Source organism: Allorhizobium sp. nf9_anc, from assembly GCF_056323085.1.
On sequence record NZ_CM150481.1, the window covers coordinates 3,786,107 to 3,801,886 of the forward strand.

14 protein-coding genes are annotated in these 15,780 nt (G+C 61.6%); 10 read left to right on the forward strand and 4 right to left on the reverse strand.

Annotated features, from left to right (window positions below; translation table 11 throughout):
* Window positions 1-36 precede the first annotated feature (36 nt).
* The 7 genes from AC02Y0_RS18530 (at window position 37) to AC02Y0_RS18560 (ending at window position 7,422) form a co-directional block, all read left to right on the forward strand.
* Window positions 37-1,257 (forward strand): MFS transporter, encoded by a 1,221-nt coding sequence (locus AC02Y0_RS18530; protein WP_476380341.1) that lies wholly within the window; start codon window positions 37-39, stop codon window positions 1,255-1,257.
* 280 nt (window positions 1,258-1,537) lie between these two features.
* On the forward strand, window positions 1,538-2,641 hold the full coding sequence (locus AC02Y0_RS18535) for a sugar ABC transporter substrate-binding protein (RefSeq protein ID WP_476380343.1): 1,104 nt from the start codon (window positions 1,538-1,540) through the stop codon (window positions 2,639-2,641).
* A 24-nt stretch (window positions 2,642-2,665) separates the two neighbouring features.
* Window positions 2,666-4,213: a sugar ABC transporter ATP-binding protein gene (locus AC02Y0_RS18540; protein ID WP_476380344.1), complete on the forward strand. Its 1,548-nt coding sequence runs from the start codon at window positions 2,666-2,668 to the stop codon at window positions 4,211-4,213.
* Window positions 4,210-5,220, forward strand: coding sequence for an ABC transporter permease (locus tag AC02Y0_RS18545; RefSeq protein ID WP_476380345.1), 1,011 nt, complete (start codon window positions 4,210-4,212; stop codon window positions 5,218-5,220). The genes AC02Y0_RS18540 and AC02Y0_RS18545 overlap by 4 nt, the downstream gene beginning before the upstream one ends.
* Window positions 5,220-5,423, forward strand: coding sequence for a hypothetical protein (locus AC02Y0_RS18550; RefSeq protein ID WP_476380347.1), 204 nt, complete (start codon window positions 5,220-5,222; stop codon window positions 5,421-5,423). Before AC02Y0_RS18545 ends, AC02Y0_RS18550 begins: the two co-directional genes overlap by 1 nt.
* Window positions 5,420-6,841 (forward strand): amidase, encoded by a 1,422-nt coding sequence (locus AC02Y0_RS18555; RefSeq protein ID WP_476380348.1) that lies wholly within the window; start codon window positions 5,420-5,422, stop codon window positions 6,839-6,841. The genes AC02Y0_RS18550 and AC02Y0_RS18555 overlap by 4 nt, the downstream gene beginning before the upstream one ends.
* 47 nt (window positions 6,842-6,888) lie before the next feature.
* Window positions 6,889-7,422 carry a flavin reductase gene (locus tag AC02Y0_RS18560; RefSeq protein WP_476380349.1) on the forward strand — a complete coding sequence of 178 codons (534 nt, stop codon included), beginning with the start codon at window positions 6,889-6,891 and terminating at the stop codon, window positions 7,420-7,422.
* Window positions 7,423-7,500: 78 nt separating this feature from the next.
* Here AC02Y0_RS18560 and AC02Y0_RS18565 read toward each other — a convergent pair whose 3' ends face one another.
* Window positions 7,501-9,294, reverse strand: coding sequence for a sigma 54-interacting transcriptional regulator (locus tag AC02Y0_RS18565; RefSeq protein WP_476380350.1), 1,794 nt, complete (start codon window positions 9,292-9,294; stop codon window positions 7,501-7,503).
* 324 nt (window positions 9,295-9,618) lie between these two features.
* Between AC02Y0_RS18565 and AC02Y0_RS18570 the strand changes: the two genes are divergently transcribed.
* A complete protein-coding gene (locus AC02Y0_RS18570; protein ID WP_476380352.1) occupies window positions 9,619-11,091 on the forward strand; it encodes a benzaldehyde dehydrogenase in 1,473 nt (490 codons plus the stop codon).
* Window positions 11,092-11,179: 88 nt separating this feature from the next.
* The gene (locus AC02Y0_RS18575) at window positions 11,180-11,947 is read left to right on the forward strand and encodes a coniferyl-alcohol dehydrogenase (protein ID WP_476380354.1); all 768 of its coding nucleotides are present in this window, start codon (window positions 11,180-11,182) and stop codon (window positions 11,945-11,947) included.
* Between the two features lie 138 nt (window positions 11,948-12,085).
* Here the strand turns inward: AC02Y0_RS18575 and AC02Y0_RS18580 are convergent, their stop codons facing one another.
* The 3 genes from AC02Y0_RS18580 to AC02Y0_RS18590 all read right to left on the reverse strand — a co-directional run bounded on the left by AC02Y0_RS18580 (window position 12,086) and on the right by AC02Y0_RS18590 (window position 14,557).
* Window positions 12,086-13,366, reverse strand: a complete 1,281-nt coding sequence (locus AC02Y0_RS18580; protein WP_476380355.1) for a glycerate kinase type-2 family protein — start codon at window positions 13,364-13,366, stop codon at window positions 12,086-12,088.
* A 138-nt stretch (window positions 13,367-13,504) separates the two neighbouring features.
* Window positions 13,505-13,900, reverse strand: coding sequence for a YybH family protein (locus AC02Y0_RS18585; protein WP_476380357.1), 396 nt, complete (start codon window positions 13,898-13,900; stop codon window positions 13,505-13,507).
* A 30-nt stretch (window positions 13,901-13,930) separates the two neighbouring features.
* Entirely contained in the window at window positions 13,931-14,557 is a 627-nt protein-coding gene (locus tag AC02Y0_RS18590; protein ID WP_476380359.1) for a TetR/AcrR family transcriptional regulator, read from the reverse strand.
* 142 nt (window positions 14,558-14,699) lie between these two features.
* On the opposite strand from AC02Y0_RS18590, the gene AC02Y0_RS18595 reads away from it, so the two are divergent.
* A complete protein-coding gene (locus tag AC02Y0_RS18595; RefSeq protein ID WP_102020462.1) occupies window positions 14,700-15,773 on the forward strand; it encodes a polyamine ABC transporter substrate-binding protein in 1,074 nt (357 codons plus the stop codon).
* Window positions 15,774-15,780 lie beyond the last annotated feature (7 nt).

The window sequence follows — 15,780 nt, forward strand, 5'->3', positions numbered from 1 at the left end:
TACATATCCTAGTCATATCCTCCGAGACAGCACCATATGTCTGACTTCATCGCCGAAGAGGCGCCACCCGCGCGACACGCCTCCTCGCTTACCCAGACCTTGATTGCCGCCACACTGATACAGATCGTTGCGACGGCGAGCGTGCTCGCGCTGACCGCGATTGCGCCCACGGTGGCGAAAGATCTCGATATCGGGGCCTACTGGATCGGCTACCAGATCAGCCTGATCTACTTCTCCGGAATGTTCTCCTCGGCGATTGCCGGGACGCTGGTTCAGCGCTTCGGCCCGATCAGGATCGAACAGGCCGCTCTCGCCTGTTTCGTGCTCGGCTTTATCGGCATTGCTAGCGCGGAGATCCCGCTGATCATTGCGGCCTCCCTCTTCATCGGCATCGGCTACGGGCTGAACAATCCCGCCTCCTCGGAAATGCTGAGTCGCGTCACCCCCTTCAACAGACGCAATATCGTCTTCTCCCTGAAGCAGTCGGGCGTACCACTCGGCGGCATCCTTGCGAGCTTTGCCTTTCCGTTTCTCACGCGCTTCTTCGACTGGCACGTCGCGTTGCTGATCGGCGCCGTCGCCCCGATCCTGACGATGGCGCTTCTGGCCGCGACCCATGCGGCGGAGCCGGTCAATCCGGCGCCAAGACGGTCGTTTCTGAAGGGGTTCGCCGAGGAGCAGTCGACGATCTGGCGCAATCCGCGACTGAGGGCGCTGTCGGCTCTCGGCTTTGCCTATTCAGCCATGCAGCTATCCGTCTCGGCATTTGCCGTCGTAACGCTCGTGCATGACGCCGGATGGTCGCTACTTTCGGCTGGCTCTGTTGCAGCAGCCATGCAGCTTGCCGGCGCGGTCGGGCGCATTTTCTGGGGTGTGGTCGCCGACAGGATCGGTGGCGGGTTCAAGACGCTCGCCCTGCTCGGATTGCTAGGCGGCACCGGCTATGCCCTGCTGTTCTGGTTGACCGATCTGCCAACGATCGCGCAGGTGGCGCTTTTCGTCGCCATGGGTGGGGTCACCATCGGATGGAACGGCGTGCTGCTCGCCGAGGTGGCCCACAATGCTCCGGAGGGACGGGTCGGCTCGACCACCGGCGGCGTGCTGGTCTACACCTTCATCGGAGTGATCGTGGGCCCCTCGTCATTCGGCAGCGTCTATGCACTGACGGGACACTATGGCGCCAGCTTCATGATCTTTGCCCTCTTCGGCTTTGCAGGCTGCCTGATCGCTTGGCGCGCGCATACGGCCAGCCGGTAGCAACCCTCACCATATGTACTGACATATCACTCAGCATTCCTCGATGCTGCAAGTGCGAGATCGCGCGTCTATTGGAGACGAACTGCGCGCGGTTGATCGCGATTCGATCGCCTGACTGAAAGGGTTTTCGGCATTCGCCGAATAAATGTGCAGTGCAAAAAAATAGGCAAAACACGATTGACGTTCGGCTGACTATGTACGTACATTATCTGCGAGCGGTCATCGAGAACCGCATCAGATGACACCGGAAAACCGGGTTAGAGACAGGGGAACGTCAATCATGCGCCTCATCCTTGCCAGTTCGCTTTTGGCCGCATCCACACTTGCGGTCACCTCCACGCCAGCAGCAGCAGCAGATCCCATGGCCGATGCAAAGGCCATCATCGGAGCGCACCGCGCCATGCCGGTCTTCGCCGCACCTGGCGATGCCTTCGACGCCAAGGCCTGCATGGCGGACAAGAAGGTTCTGTCGATCCCGATCTCGATGACGATCCCGTTCAATGTGGAGCTTCAGAAGGCGATGGCCTCGGCAGCGGCCGAAGTTGGCTTCACCTACACGACCTGGGACAACCAGCTGAAACTCGACCAGTGGGTTCAGGGGATTTCCCAGGCCATCAGCCAGGACTACGACGTGGTCGACCTTGCCGGTGGCCTCAATCCGGAAGTGCTGGGACCGCAGCTCTCCGAGGCGCGCGCCGCTGGCCTCAAGATTAGCACCACCCATTTCTACGACGTGACCCAGCCGGCTGTGGAGAGCGTCGACTATTCCGGCAAAGTCGACTTCACTGGCGCGGGCAAGTTGCTCGCTGCCTGGGCCTATGCGCAGACCGAAGGCAAGCCGAACGTACTGATCATCGGCTCTTCGGATGTGCTGCCGTCCATTCCTTTCGTCCAGTCCATCCAGGACCAACTCAAGGCGCTCTGCCCGGACTGCAAGCAGACGCATCTCGACGTGCCGGTCTCCGAATGGGCAACGAAGATCCAGTCGGGCACCCAGTCGGCGCTGCTGGCCGATCCTTCGATCAACTACATCCTGCCGATCTACGATTCGATGTCGCAGTTCGTCGTGCCCGCATTGCGCATCACCGGCTCTGAAGGCTCGGTGAAGGTTGCGAGCTTCAACGGCACGCCCTTCGTGCTGGATATGGTGCGCGAGGGACAGGTCGAGATGGATATCGGCGAGAGCCTCGGCTGGGCTGGTTATGCGGCGATCGACAACATCATGCGCATGCTGTGCGGCAAGCCGGAAGTCGCCAAGCTCAATGTGCCGCTCCTGGTCTTCGACAAGGATAACATCGAGACCGCAGGGGTGCCTGCCAACTTCGACGACGGCTACGGCGACGCTCATCTCGAGGGTTTCCGCAAGCTCTGGATGTTGAAGTAATCCAGCCACATCGGGAGCCGCGCGATGACCGAGAATGCTGTGCTCAGGATGAACAAAATTCGCATGCGGTTTGGGAGCTACTATGCGCTGAAGGGCGTGTCGCTTTCCATCCGCCGCGGCGAAGTCTTCGGCCTGCTCGGGCAGAACGGCTCGGGCAAGTCGACGATGATCAAGGTTCTCGCGGGCTTCCACCAGCCGGAAGAGGGTAGCGAAGTGGTCCTTTGGGGCCAGACGCTGCCCCTGCCGCTTGACCCGATGGATATCAAGAAGCGTGGCGTGGCCTTCGTCCACCAGCATCTCGGGCTGGTTTCCTCGCTCACCGTCATGGAAAACATGCGCGTGACGGCACTGGGCCAGAAGACGCCCTGGCTGGTGAACTGGAAGCGCGAGGCGAAGGCGATTTCAGCCCTGTTCTCGGAGTTCGGGCTCGATATCGATCCTTTCGCCACCGTCGCCAGCCTGCCGCCCGTGGAGCGCGCTTTCGTCGCGATTATCAGGGCTTTTGAGGATCTGCGGGTCTCGGATGCCGGACATGGTGGTGAAGGCATCCTCGTTCTGGACGAGCCGACGCCTTTTCTCCCGGCCGAGGACGTGCAGAGGCTCTTCACCCTCATACGGTCCATCGTTCGGACCGGCGCCTCCGTGGTGATTGTCACGCATGACATCGACGAAGTGCTGGATATCACCGACCGCGTTGCCGTGCTGCGCGACGGCGAGCTTGTCGACATACTCGACACTCGCACCGCGGAGCGCCAATCCATTCTGGATACCATCGTCGGCACTCGGATCGACCATTTCGAAAAGAAGCGGATGGCGGCGGAGGGCATCCCAGCCGCCGTGCGGGTGCGCGACTTGAGCGATGGAAAGTCACCCGGCTTCGACTTCGAGATCCGTGAGGGCGAAACCCTTGGGGTGACCGGTCTGATCGGCTCGGGTTTCGCATCGGTTCCCTACCTGCTTTATGGGGCGTTGCGCGGCTCCGGCACGATCTCGATCGATGGCCAGACCCTCTCCCTCTCAGCCATTTCTCCCCTTATGGCGCAAAAGCTTGGCATCGCCTTTCTCCCCGGCGACCGGCTGGGTTCGGCCGGCATTGGCAGCCTGTCGGTGACAGACAACATCACGCTGCCGGTCCTGGAAGGGATGTTGAAGCCCTATGGCCTAGATCGCAGCCAGATGGTGCGAGAGGCGGGACGCCTCGGCCAGATCTACGACGTCCGGCCGCAGAATCCGCAATTGAACCTCGGCTCTCTATCAGGCGGCAATCAGCAGAAGGTGCTGCTGGCGAAGTGGCTGCAGATCAAACCGAAACTGCTGATGCTCGACGAACCGACGCAGGGTGTGGATTTCGGCGCCCGACAGCAGATCTTCAAGGCGCTCGACCGGGCCGCCGCCGAGGGGACTGCCATTCTCTGCGCCTCGACCGACAATGAACAGCTCGAGCAGATTTGCGACCGGGTCATCGTCTTTTCCCGTGGACGTCCCGTGTTCGAGCTCAAGGGATCCGAAATCTCCCGAAAATCCATCACCGAAGCCTGTTTCCACAGCCATCAAGCGGAGGCTGCAGAATGACGACGCTCGACATCTCCACGACACCCACCATCTCCAAGCCGAAGAGCCGCTTCACGCTGAAGACGGAAGCCGAACGCTTTGCGCTCGTGGCCGCCTGGCTTCTGCTCATCGTCATCTTCGGGATCCTGATGCCGGATTCCTTCCTGAGCTGGCGCAGCTTCTCCACCCTTTTCGGCTCCCAGGCGATCCTCGTCGTTCTGACGCTGGCCATCATCATTCCCCTCACCTCCGGTGACTTCGACCTGTCGGGCGCCTCGACACTCACCATGAGCTGCATGCTGATCGCGGTCCTGAACGTGAAGCTTGGCTGGCCAATCGTTCCGGTCGTCGTGGTCGCGCTGTTAAGCGGGGTGGTGATCGGTGCGGCGAACGCCTTCTTCGTCCTCTATTTCCGCATTCACTCGCTGATCGTCACGCTCGGGATCGGGACCTTCGTCAATGGCTTGATCCTCTGGGTCAGCAACAGCCAGACAATATCGGGCGTCTCCATGGGCCTCGTGGAATGGGTCATCATCAACCGTTTCCTCGGCATCCCGCTGGCCTTCTTCTACGCGCTGATCCTCTCTGCCATCATCTGGTATGTGCTGGAATACACGATCCCGGGGCGCAAGCTGCTCTTCGTCGGTCGCGGTCGTGAAGTATCACGCCTGAACGGCATCAATGTCGACCGCGTGCGTGCCACATCCTTCGTCTTTTCCGGCCTGATCTCAGCCTTTGCCGGCGTGCTCTATGCCGGCATGACCGGCTCCGCCGATCCGCTGTCCGGCCTCAACCTTCTGCTGCCGGCCTTCGCCGCCGCCTTCCTGGGGGCCACGACGATCTCGCCCGGACGCTTCAATGCCTTTGGTGCCGTGATCAGCGTCTACTTCCTGGTCACGGGGATCACCGGACTGACGATGCTGGGCGCGGATGCCTATGTGCAGAACCTTTTCTATGGCGGGGCGCTCGTGATCGCGGTGTCGTTGAGCCAGCTGGTCCGCAACCGTCAACCACAGGATTTCAGCTGATGGATCTCCAGGACGTCATGAAGACGCTCTCCCATGCCTATTGGGGACGGGCCGCCATCGATCCGGAGCTTCTGGCCATGGTCGGCGAGCTGCAAAGGGATTCGACCGCGATCGCTCCTATCGAGGAGGGTGCAATCGGCAGCCTCTTCAATGTAGAGCCGGCCGCCTTCGACCGGATCCTCCGGGCGGAGGCAGATCGATGAGCCTCGACGATCCCGGATCACTGAAGGAAGCGGCGACAGCCATCCAAGAGCGGCGCATCAGCGCGCTGGAGCTGACCAAAGCGGCCATCGAACGGGCAAAATCGAGCCACGGCACGCTCAACGCCTTTATCGAAATCGAGGAAGAGGCGGCGTTGCATGCTGCCCTTCAGGCGGACGAGGTGCTGGCCCGAGGTGCCGCAACGGGGCCTCTTCACGGCGTGCCCCTGGCTCATAAGGACATGTATGACCGCAAGAGCTTCGTAACCGGATGCGGATCGAAAATCCGTGCATCACACGTGGCGACCGAGACCTCGACGATTATGCAGCGGCTGGAAGCAGCCGGAGCGGTGTCCATCGGACGGCTGAACATGAGCGAATTCGCCATGGGGCCGACCGGTCACAACTTTCATCACGGGCGGGCGCTGAATCCCATCGATCCGGCCAGGATCACCGGGGGATCCTCTTCGGGCAGTGGGTCAGCCGTTGGTGGTGGCGTGGTGCTTGCAGCGCTCGGCTCCGACACGGGCGGCTCCATCCGCCTGCCGGCCGCCTGCTGCGGTGTTGTCGGCATCAAGCCGACACAGGGTCGTGTCAGCCGGCATGGCGTGATGCCCCTTTCCTTCTCGCAGGATTGCGTCGGGCCGCTCGCGCGCAGCGTAGACGATGCCTATCTCCTGCTGCAGATGATTGCCGGAGCGGATGTGCGAGATACCACATGCGTGGACACTTCTCAGCCTGCCGCGCTGCACGAGGACCTCAAGTCGATCCGGGTCGGCATTCTGGGCGGGCTGTTCGAGACCGGACTGGACGAAGTGGTTGGTGCCGCGGTTGAAAACACTGCAGATGTGCTGGCGAAGGAAGTTGGTCTTGTCGCTCAGACGAAGGGCATCGACATGCCGTCTGTTGCCGAACTCGCCAATGTCGTTGCCATGGCCGAAGCAGGCACGGTTCATTTCGACTGGATGCGGGAGAGACCCGAAGACTACGGTCCGCAGATCCGCATGCGGCTATCACAATCTCTGGCGATCCCGGCACCAATTTATCTGCGAGCACTGCAGATGAGGGCCGTCATGCTCGAGAGATTTCTGAACGCGGCATTCGGCGATTTTGACGTCCTTATTGCGCCCGCGATGCCGTTTCTCCCGCCGCTCTCCAGCGACGTCGACATCGGCGCGAGCCCGAAGATGAACGGCGTCGTCAGCGCGATGACCTCTTTTACCCGCCCCTTCAGTTTTCTCGGCCTGCCGGTCGTGACGCTTCCTGTAGCCGCGTCTCCAGAGGGCCTGCCGATCGCCATCCAGGTCATTGCGCGACCGTGGCGCGAGGATCTGGCAGCGAGCGTCGCGCGCCGCCTCGAACGGATCCTCGCACTGCCTGCATTTGCACCGGGCATTCAAAGCCGGTCGGCGGCGGCGTGATGAACCAGAACAGAAGATTGCCCCTCAAGCCTGAAAGGATGACCCCCATGAACAGCATCCCAAGCTTCAATGCACCGCTCGAAGCCATTGCCCCGATCAGTCGCGAGGCCTTTCGCGACGGTATGGCGAAGATGGCTGCCGCCGTGAACATCATCACCACGGATGGGCCGGCCGGCCGTGCCGGCTTTGCGGCAACCGCGGTCTGCAGCGTCACCGACAGTCCGGCCACGCTCTTGATATGCCTGAACCGAACCGCATCCGTCTTCGACACCGTGATGCAGAACGCATTTGTCTGCGTGAACGTGCTTTCGAGCGAACACGAAGCGTTGTCGGGGCTTTTCGGTGGGAAGACACCGGTCAACGAGCGCTTCGCTGCCGCTGAATGGGAAGCCGGCGTGACAGGCGCACCGGTCTTGAAGGATGCCCTCGTCTCCTTCGATTGCCGGATCACCGAGCAATGCGACATTGGAACCCATCGCGTGCTGTATTGTACGGTCGAAGGCATTCACGACGGCAATGACGCCGAGGCGCTGCTCTATTATCGCCGCAGCTATCAACGCGTCTCGCCGGCGCTTCCGTGATGAGCCGACCCTCGCGGGTGCAGGCCGTCGGTGCATGTCTGACCATCGCTCATGTCACCTCGCTGCAGACAGGCGAAGTCATTTCTTGTCGTAGAGGCCGTTCTTTCGGAGCCGGTATTCGAGCTTTGCACGCGAGATGCCGAGGCTTCGCGCGGCAGCCGAGACATTGCCACGATGGGCGTTGAGGGCCTGACGGTAGAGATCGAGTTCGGCAGATCGGATGTGTGAGGATAACTGCAGGAAATCAGACGTGACTGCTGCTTGCGACAGGCTGGGCTGGCCATAGATCAAGCGTCCTTCGCGCGTCAGCGACGGATGCGACGAGGGCAGTGGTTCATTGGCCGTGAAAATGTGCTGCAGATCGATAAACCCGCCGGGGTCGGCAAAGATCACGCCGCGCTCGATCAGATTCTGCAGTTCGCGGATATTGCCCGGAAAGTCGTAGGCGAGTAACGCATCCATGGCGCGCCGCGTCAGGCCAACCACCTGGCGGCGGTGCCGCTCGCGGAACAGACGCAGGAAATGATCGACGAGCAGGGGGATGTCGTCCCGTCGCTCGCGAAGCGGCGGAATGGAAATCGGGAAGACGCAAAGACGGAAATAGAGGTCCTGTCGGAAGCGCCCGGCCCGAACCTCGTCGGCAAGATCGACGTTCGAGGCCGCGATGACCCTGACATCGGCTGCCACCGTTTTCGAACCGCCGACACGCTCGATCACCCGCTCCTGGATGGCGCGAAGAAGCTTGCCCTGCGCGGCATAGGCCAGCGATGCGATCTCGTCGAGGAACAGCGTTCCACCCGCCGCACGCTCGAAATAGCCTGGACGGGAGGCAACCGCGCCGGTGAAGGCACCCTTCTCGACGCCGAAGAGTTCCGATTCCACCAATGTGTCGGGAATGGCGGCGCAGTTGAGTGGGACAAACGGTTTCGTCGCGCGGTGGCTCAGCCGATGCAATTGCTGGGAAAACAGTTCCTTGCCGACACCGGATTCTCCGACCAACAGAACCGTCGCCTCCGTGTCTGCCACCTTCTCCACCATCAGTCGCGCGCGCAGGAAACTGGCGGAAACGCCCACGACCGGATCCCCACCGGTGGTCGGCATCGGGTTCGCAGAGGCGGGGTCATCGGCTCGCTGCACCTTCTCCGAGCGGCCGCGGGAACTGCGCCGCGATCGCGGCCATTCGAGGCCGAGATAGGCCCGTTCGGGTGCGTCATCTCCCCATTCCTCGGCATTCTGCCCGACGACATAACAGCGTGAGGCCCCCATGCCGGAGCATTCGATCTCCCGGAATATCACAGGCCGGCCGAACAGCGTGCTGGTGTAGCCGCTGGGATAGCCGGTCTGCATCCAGCAGACGGGCTCGCTCGCCAGGCCATGATGCGCAATATGCTCACCGGCTTCTGAGGAGTCGTACCAATAGAACTCGCCGAAATAGCGCCCCTTGTCGCTGTCGAATTCGAACTGCTTGGTCTCGACCTTGACGAAGCCCTCGAGGGTATGGACGCGCGGTCCTGCAGCGAGAGCATGGGTGAGGTCCTGGTGCGGAAAGCGTTTCAGGATAAGTTCGGCATCCCGCACGCCCTGCATGTAGCCAACACGCATGAAGATGCCCTTTGCGGCCTCCATGCCGAAGGCATCGATGATCTCCTGACGCAATCGACCGAGAACCTGGCTCTGCATCAAAACCATGCGCTGGTCGTTGAGCCAGATCCGGCCGTCGCCCAGGGCAAAATGGAGCGCCTCGGTCAGTTCCGACAGCGTGGGCGAGGCACCCGTATCGAGCTCGCTGAACGCTCCCCTGGACAACATCTTGCCCGTCGACTTCGACACATCGGCCAGAGAAACGAGCTTGGGCGGTTTGGGAGTGGTCATATCGACTTCATGCGTTTTTAGATTTTTCTCATGATTTCACCATTTGATGAAATCTGCAATCCATGCCGGCGACACGAGAAGCACTGAGTGGGCGCGACCTATTTCATTGTATTTTCGAGATTTTTCGAAGCCCAGAAGCGACAAGCACCGGTCAGGACAGCAATTGGCACATAGCTTGCGACGACTTGTTCGAGCCACTTGAGGAGGTGGCACGGAGGACGCATCGATCAGCTGAGATGTGATGAGCGGTTTCAACACGGGCCGATCTCATGACGGCGAAGCTTTGCGCGGACCTCCCAACCATGGGACTGGAGGCCCTGAACGATGAATATGCACGCACCGAAATTTCTCGACACCGGCCGCTGGGGTGGCCTCGCCTATATCTCCGAGTGGCAGGAGACCATGGCAGGAACGCTCAATGTAACCGATCCCGCCAATGGCAATGTCCTGGCCGCTGTCGGTCTCTGCGGTCCGGCGGATATCGCCCGTGCCGCCAAACTGGCCAAAGCCGCACAGAAGACCTGGGCCAAGACCCTGCCCGCAGAGCGCGCCGCGATCCTCAATCGCGCCGCAGACCTTCTGGAGCAGAATGGCGAGGAGCTGGCGGCCTGGATCATGCAGGAATCCGGCTCCATCCATCCGAAGGCGATGATCGAGATCGAGCATGGCACGCTCTTCATCCGCCATGCAGCATCGCTCGCGATGCAACCGTCCGGCATGTTTTTGCCCGGCATGGATGATCGGACAAACTATGCCCGGCGCGTACCGCATGGCGTCGTCGGCGTCATCTCTCCGTTCAATTTCCCGCTCGTCCTCTCCGTACGCTCGATCGCGGCCGCAATCGCACTTGGAAACACTGTGGTGCACAAGCCGGATCCGCGAACGCCGATCTCCGGCGGCATCATCATTGCCCGCATTTTCGAAGAGGCCGGCCTTCCCAAGGGTGTACTGCATGTCGTGCCGGGCGGCGCGGATGCCGGTGAGGCGCTCTGCAGCGATCCGAACATTGCCATGGTCTCCTTCACCGGCTCGGCCCGTGGCGGCTCCAAGGTGGGTGAGATCTGCGGCCGTCACCTCAAGCGCGTTCAGCTCGAACTCGGCGGCAAGAATGCACTCGTCATTCTCGATGACGCCGATCTCGATGTGGCAGCCTCCAATGCGGCCTGGGGCACATTCCTGCATCAGGGGCAGATCTGCATGGCGACCGGGCTAATCCTGGTCGATGAGAAGATCGAGGCTGGGATCACCGAGCGCCTCGTCACCAAGGCACAGCACCTCCCGGCCGGCGATCCCTCGACCAGGCAGGTGGCGCTCGGGCCGATCATCTCCGACAGCCAGGTCGAAGCGATCCAGAAGATCGTTGACGATGCCGTGGCCAAGGGAGCGAAGCTGCTCGCCGGCGGCACGCATGACGGTCGCTTCTATGCCGCAACCGTGCTCTCGGGCGTCAAGCCGGGCATGCTGGCCTTTGAGGAAGAGGTCTTCGGGCCGGTGGCCTGCATCGTCTCGTTCAAGACGGATGAGGAAGCGGTCGAACTCGCCAACCGGTCGGACTATGGGCTGGCGGCCGGCGTGATCTCGAACAATCTCGGACGCGCCATGGCTGTGGGAGACGAGTTGAATGTCGGACAGCTCCACATCAACGACCAGACGGTCAATGGCGGCCCCTACGCACCCTTCGGCGGGCGCGGAAAGTCCGGCAATGGCACTCGTGTCGGCGGCCCGGCAGACATCGAAGAGTTCACCCAGTGGCAATGGGTCTCGGTGAAGAAGGCCGCGACACCTTATCCGTTCTGATCAATCACGCCCAAAACAAGCCTTGGGGATCCCCGTCCGCCTTGGTGCGGACGGACGCGATCCAGCACAACTTCAGGGAAACACGACCATGAATCTTGCAGGAAAAACAGTTGTGATCACCGGCGTCTCGTCGGGCATCGGCGGTGAAGTCGCCCGCCTCGCCCGCTTCCGCGGTGCAACCGTCATCGGCGTCGATCGCAACGACGCCATGCTGACACTCGACGGCTTCATCAAGATCGATCTCGCCGATCCGGCCGCCATCGATGCGGTGCTTGCCCAGTTCCCCGCCCGCATCGACGCGCTCGTCAATGCTGCGGGCGTTCCCGGCACCGCCGACAAAGATCTCGTCGCCCGCGTCAACTACCTCGGTCTTCGGCATCTGACCGAAGCCTTGATCGAGCGCATGCCGAAGGGCTCGTCCATCGTCAACTTCGCCTCGATCCTCGGCGCAGAATGGCCCAAGCGCGTCGAACAGCATAAGGCGCTCGCCGACACCACAAGCTTCGCAGAGGGCCATGCCTGGCTGGCTGTGAACCCGGTCGCGCAGGAAACCTGCTACCAGTATTTCAAGGAAGCCTTGATCGTCTGGACGATGAAGCGCAGCCAGGCGCTCTTCATGGAGCGTGACATCCGAATGAATTCGGTGGCGCCTGGCCCGGTCTTCACGCCGATCCTCGGTGACTTCGTGACCATGCTCGGCCAGGACCGTGTCCAGGCTGATGCGCACAGGATGAAGCGTCCGGCGCTTGCCGATGAAGTCGCCGGTCCCGTGCTTTTCCTATGCTCGGACGATGCGCGCTGGGTGAACGGTATCAATCTGCCGATCGACGGCGGTCTGGCGGCATCCTACACATAAGAGCCGGCATGCATTCCTGATCAACCAGAGCATCGCGGCCGAAATCAACTGATGGTCGCGATGCGCTGGTCCTCGGCCTTTACGATCGAAGGGCTCTGGCCTATCTCGCCGGGCGCTGTCGCGAGGATGATCGCGTTGCTACTCGATAATGATGGCCCTGAAATCATTGACATTGGTGCCTGTCGGCCCCGTCACCAAGAGATCGCCGATCGCTTCGAAGCCCGAATAGCTGTCGTTCTGCGCGAGCAATTTTCGTGCTTCGAAGCCAGCCGCCCGGAGCCGCGCGACCGTGCCACCATCGACGACAGCACCCGCATGATCTCCCACACCGTCAATTCCGTCGGTATCCGCCGCCAGTGCCGTGATCGATAGCCCGTCGATGGCGAGGGCAAGCGCGAGCGCAAACTCGCTGTTGCGACCGCCGCGTCCACCGTCGCCGCGAAGGGTGACCGTGGTCTCGCCGCCGGAGAGAAGAACGGCCGGTCGCTGAAACGGGCGGCCCCTTGTCGCGATCTCCCGTGCCATGGCTGCATGCACCAAGGCTACGTCACGGCTTTCGCCCTCGATCGAATCGGAGAGGATGTGGGGCGTAAAACCCGCCGCAAGAGCGACGCTTGCGGCGGCTTCCAGAGACAAGCCCGCGGAGGCCACAACGTGGTGTTCGTTTCGAGCTAATCGCGGATCGTCCGTCCTCGGGGCATCGGCGGCAGGCGAGTGGAGATGCGCAATCACCCCGGACGGTAGGTGGAGTTTATAGTTCTCGACGATGGCGAGCGCATCCTGTCGCGTCGATGCATCGGCAACCGTCGGCCCGGATGCGACGAAGGATGGAATGTCGCCCGGGATGTCCGAGACGATGAGGCTGACGACGCGCGCCTTCGTTGCCGCCGCCAGCCGTCCGCCCTTGATCGTGGAGACATGTTTGCGCACCACGTTCATGGCGGAGATCGGCGCACCGGACGACAGGAGCACCTGATTGAGCGTGATCTCGTCCTCCAGCGTCAGCCCCGAAGGAGGTGCTGGCAAAAGTGCCGAACCACCGCCGGAGATGAGGGCGATGACGCGATCCTGATGATCGAGCGTGGCAACCAGTTCCAGTAACCGCCTGGAGGCGACCAGCCCCGCCTCATCCGGCACCGGGTGCGCGGCCTCGATCACTTCGATCGATCGCGTGGGGCAGGCATAGCCGTAGCGTGTCACGACGAGGCCCGAGAGCGGACCCGGCCAGAGGCTCTCAAGGGCCGCCGCCATCTGGGCCGCTCCCTTGCCGGCACCGACCACTACGGTTCGGCCGCCGACCGGTGGCGGAAGGTGCGCGAGGATCCCGGCCAGCGGATCGGCGGCCTGAACGGCCGCCTGAAACAGTTTCTCCAGCAGCGTGCGGTGTTTCATCTTGCAGCTCGTCTTGGTGTTTTGCATGGCGGCTTCCCAGCCATCAGCGGTGTAACACCATTGAGCCGTCTAGGACTACCGGGCGGCATGTTCATCCATGCCGGCCCAGCGCATTACCACGTCCAGATCAGCCCAAGGGCTAGAAGTGCTGCGGCGAGGCAACCACTACATCGGGAGCGGCGAAAGATGCTCGTGAATGGCCAGCCAGCGACCGTCGGACTGATGGGCAAAGACGATCGTCTCACGCTCGTGGTTGGTCATCTCTTCGCCGCCGATCAGGAGATCGGTCTCCACCGCATGGGTAAAGATGGCGACATCCCCGACGATTTGCACGCTGCGGTCCGTCGAGCGGCAGGCCTTCACGCTAAAGCCGTCGCGGCTTTCCCACAGCGCCCATTCCGCCTCATAGGCCGCGCGATCGGCAAGGGTGCGATCGAGATTGTAGAAGATGAAAGTCGCCGACGGCGCGAAGGCATTAAAATAGGCCTTGGTATCGTGACGGCCGAAGGCTGCCACCAGGGCATCGGCTGCGGAAAGCACTGCGCTCGTATGATCTGTCATCTCTGTCATTTCTTCGGGATTTCGGTGGTATCAGACGCGTTTGACGCTGCTGATCAACTCGGCGATCGGGCGGTTCTGCTCGGCGACACGGGTCTTGAGCTCTTCAAGCGGCATGCTCTCGTGCTTGCAAAACTCGATGAACATCATGTTGAGATTGTTGAAGAAGACCTCTCCGAGCGCCCGCGCGTCGACGCCGGCGATGACCACGCCACGCCGCTGGAGCGTCTCGATAAGCTGAACGACCTGGGCACAGAGACGCCCGTCAAGTTCGGTATAGCGCTTCGATAGCGGCGTTTCAGGCTGCTGGATCGCGGACGCCATGGCGGTGCGCCACATCTCCTTGCTAAGATAGACGAGCGAGTGATCATAATACTGGTTGATCAGGGCACCGAGCGCCTCGATCACGCTGAGCGGAGGGCTGGCGACGATGCGTTCGCCGGCTTCGAGCACCTCGGTCACTTCCATCGAAACCGTGGCGACGAGAACGTCGCCCTTGTTCTGATAGTAGTTGTAGAGCGTGCCGACCGAGACCTCCGCCATCTCGGCGATGTCCTCGATGCGCGCACTGTCGTAGCCCTGTTCGCGGAACAGAGTGGTGGCCGCTTCCAGGATGCGACGGTTCCTGTCGGCCTTCTGTCGGGCGCGCAATCCGGTCATGGTCAGCTCCGTTGGAATCTCCTCAAATTTGAGATTGACTTAAAAAATGAATTCACTCAATCTTTTTCTCAAGGCGCCGAAACGAGCGCTATTCTGATCAACGCGAGGGTCCGCTCGGGGCCTTCGACAAGAGGGTGAACTTATGGAAAAGACCGTACTGGGCGGGCTATCCCGCCGCCTGCTTCTTGCGACCGTTGCCATCTCTGCCTTATCTGGAGGGGCTCATGCCCAGGAGGAGCTGAACGCCCTCGTCTGGTGCGACCACACCGACCCGGCGCTGATCGAGCCCTTCGAAAAGGCGAACAACGTCAAGGTCAATCTCAAGGAATATGAGGGAACCGGCGCCGGTCTCTCAATCGTCGAGCAGTCGCGCCCGGGCGACTGGGACGTCTTCGTGATCGACGGTGTCGACGTGCCGCGCGCCGTCGAAATGGATCTGCTCGCCGAAATTCCGGCCGACAAGCTGCCGATGGCTGACATCTTCCCGGAAGTCCGCATGGAGGCCAACAACACCAAGGACGGCAAGATCTACGCCGTGACGGAAAAGTTCGGCTACAACACGATTTCCTACGACAAGAGCAAGGTCGATCCGAAGGACATGGAAGACCTGTCGATCTTCTGGTCCGAGAAATACAAGGGCCGCATCGCGCTCTATGACTACTATCTGCCGATGATCGGTCTGACGGGCCTTGCCATCGGCAAGAACACCGCCGACCTGACGGAAGCCGATCTCCCGGCGATCAAGGAAAAACTCTTCGAGATGAAGAAGGTCTCGCGCCAAGTGAGCGATGTCGTCGCCTCGCAGACGGCGCTCGTCAGCGGCGAAGTCGATATCATCCTCGGCGGCGGCGAATGGGTGACCGCAGGTCTTACCGCCGAAAAGCCGGACCTCGACTGGACAGTGCCGAAGCAGGGCGCCTTGCGCTGGGCGCAGTCGATCGGCGTGTTCAAGGATTCGACCAAGCAGGATCTGGCCATCAAGTTCGTGCAGTACATCATGAGCCCAGAAGGCCAGGCTCGCCTTGCCACCTCGTCCTGCTATTGGGGCATGCCGGCAAACGCCAAGGCCGGCGAGCAGCTGAACGACCAGCAGAAGACGGCACTACGCTGGGACAAGCAGCCCGAATACCTGAAGAACACCCAGCTCTATCCGGTGGCCAATGCCGATCTCGACGCGGCCATGCAGGACGTCTGGACCGAAATGCTGCAGCAATAAGCGCTGC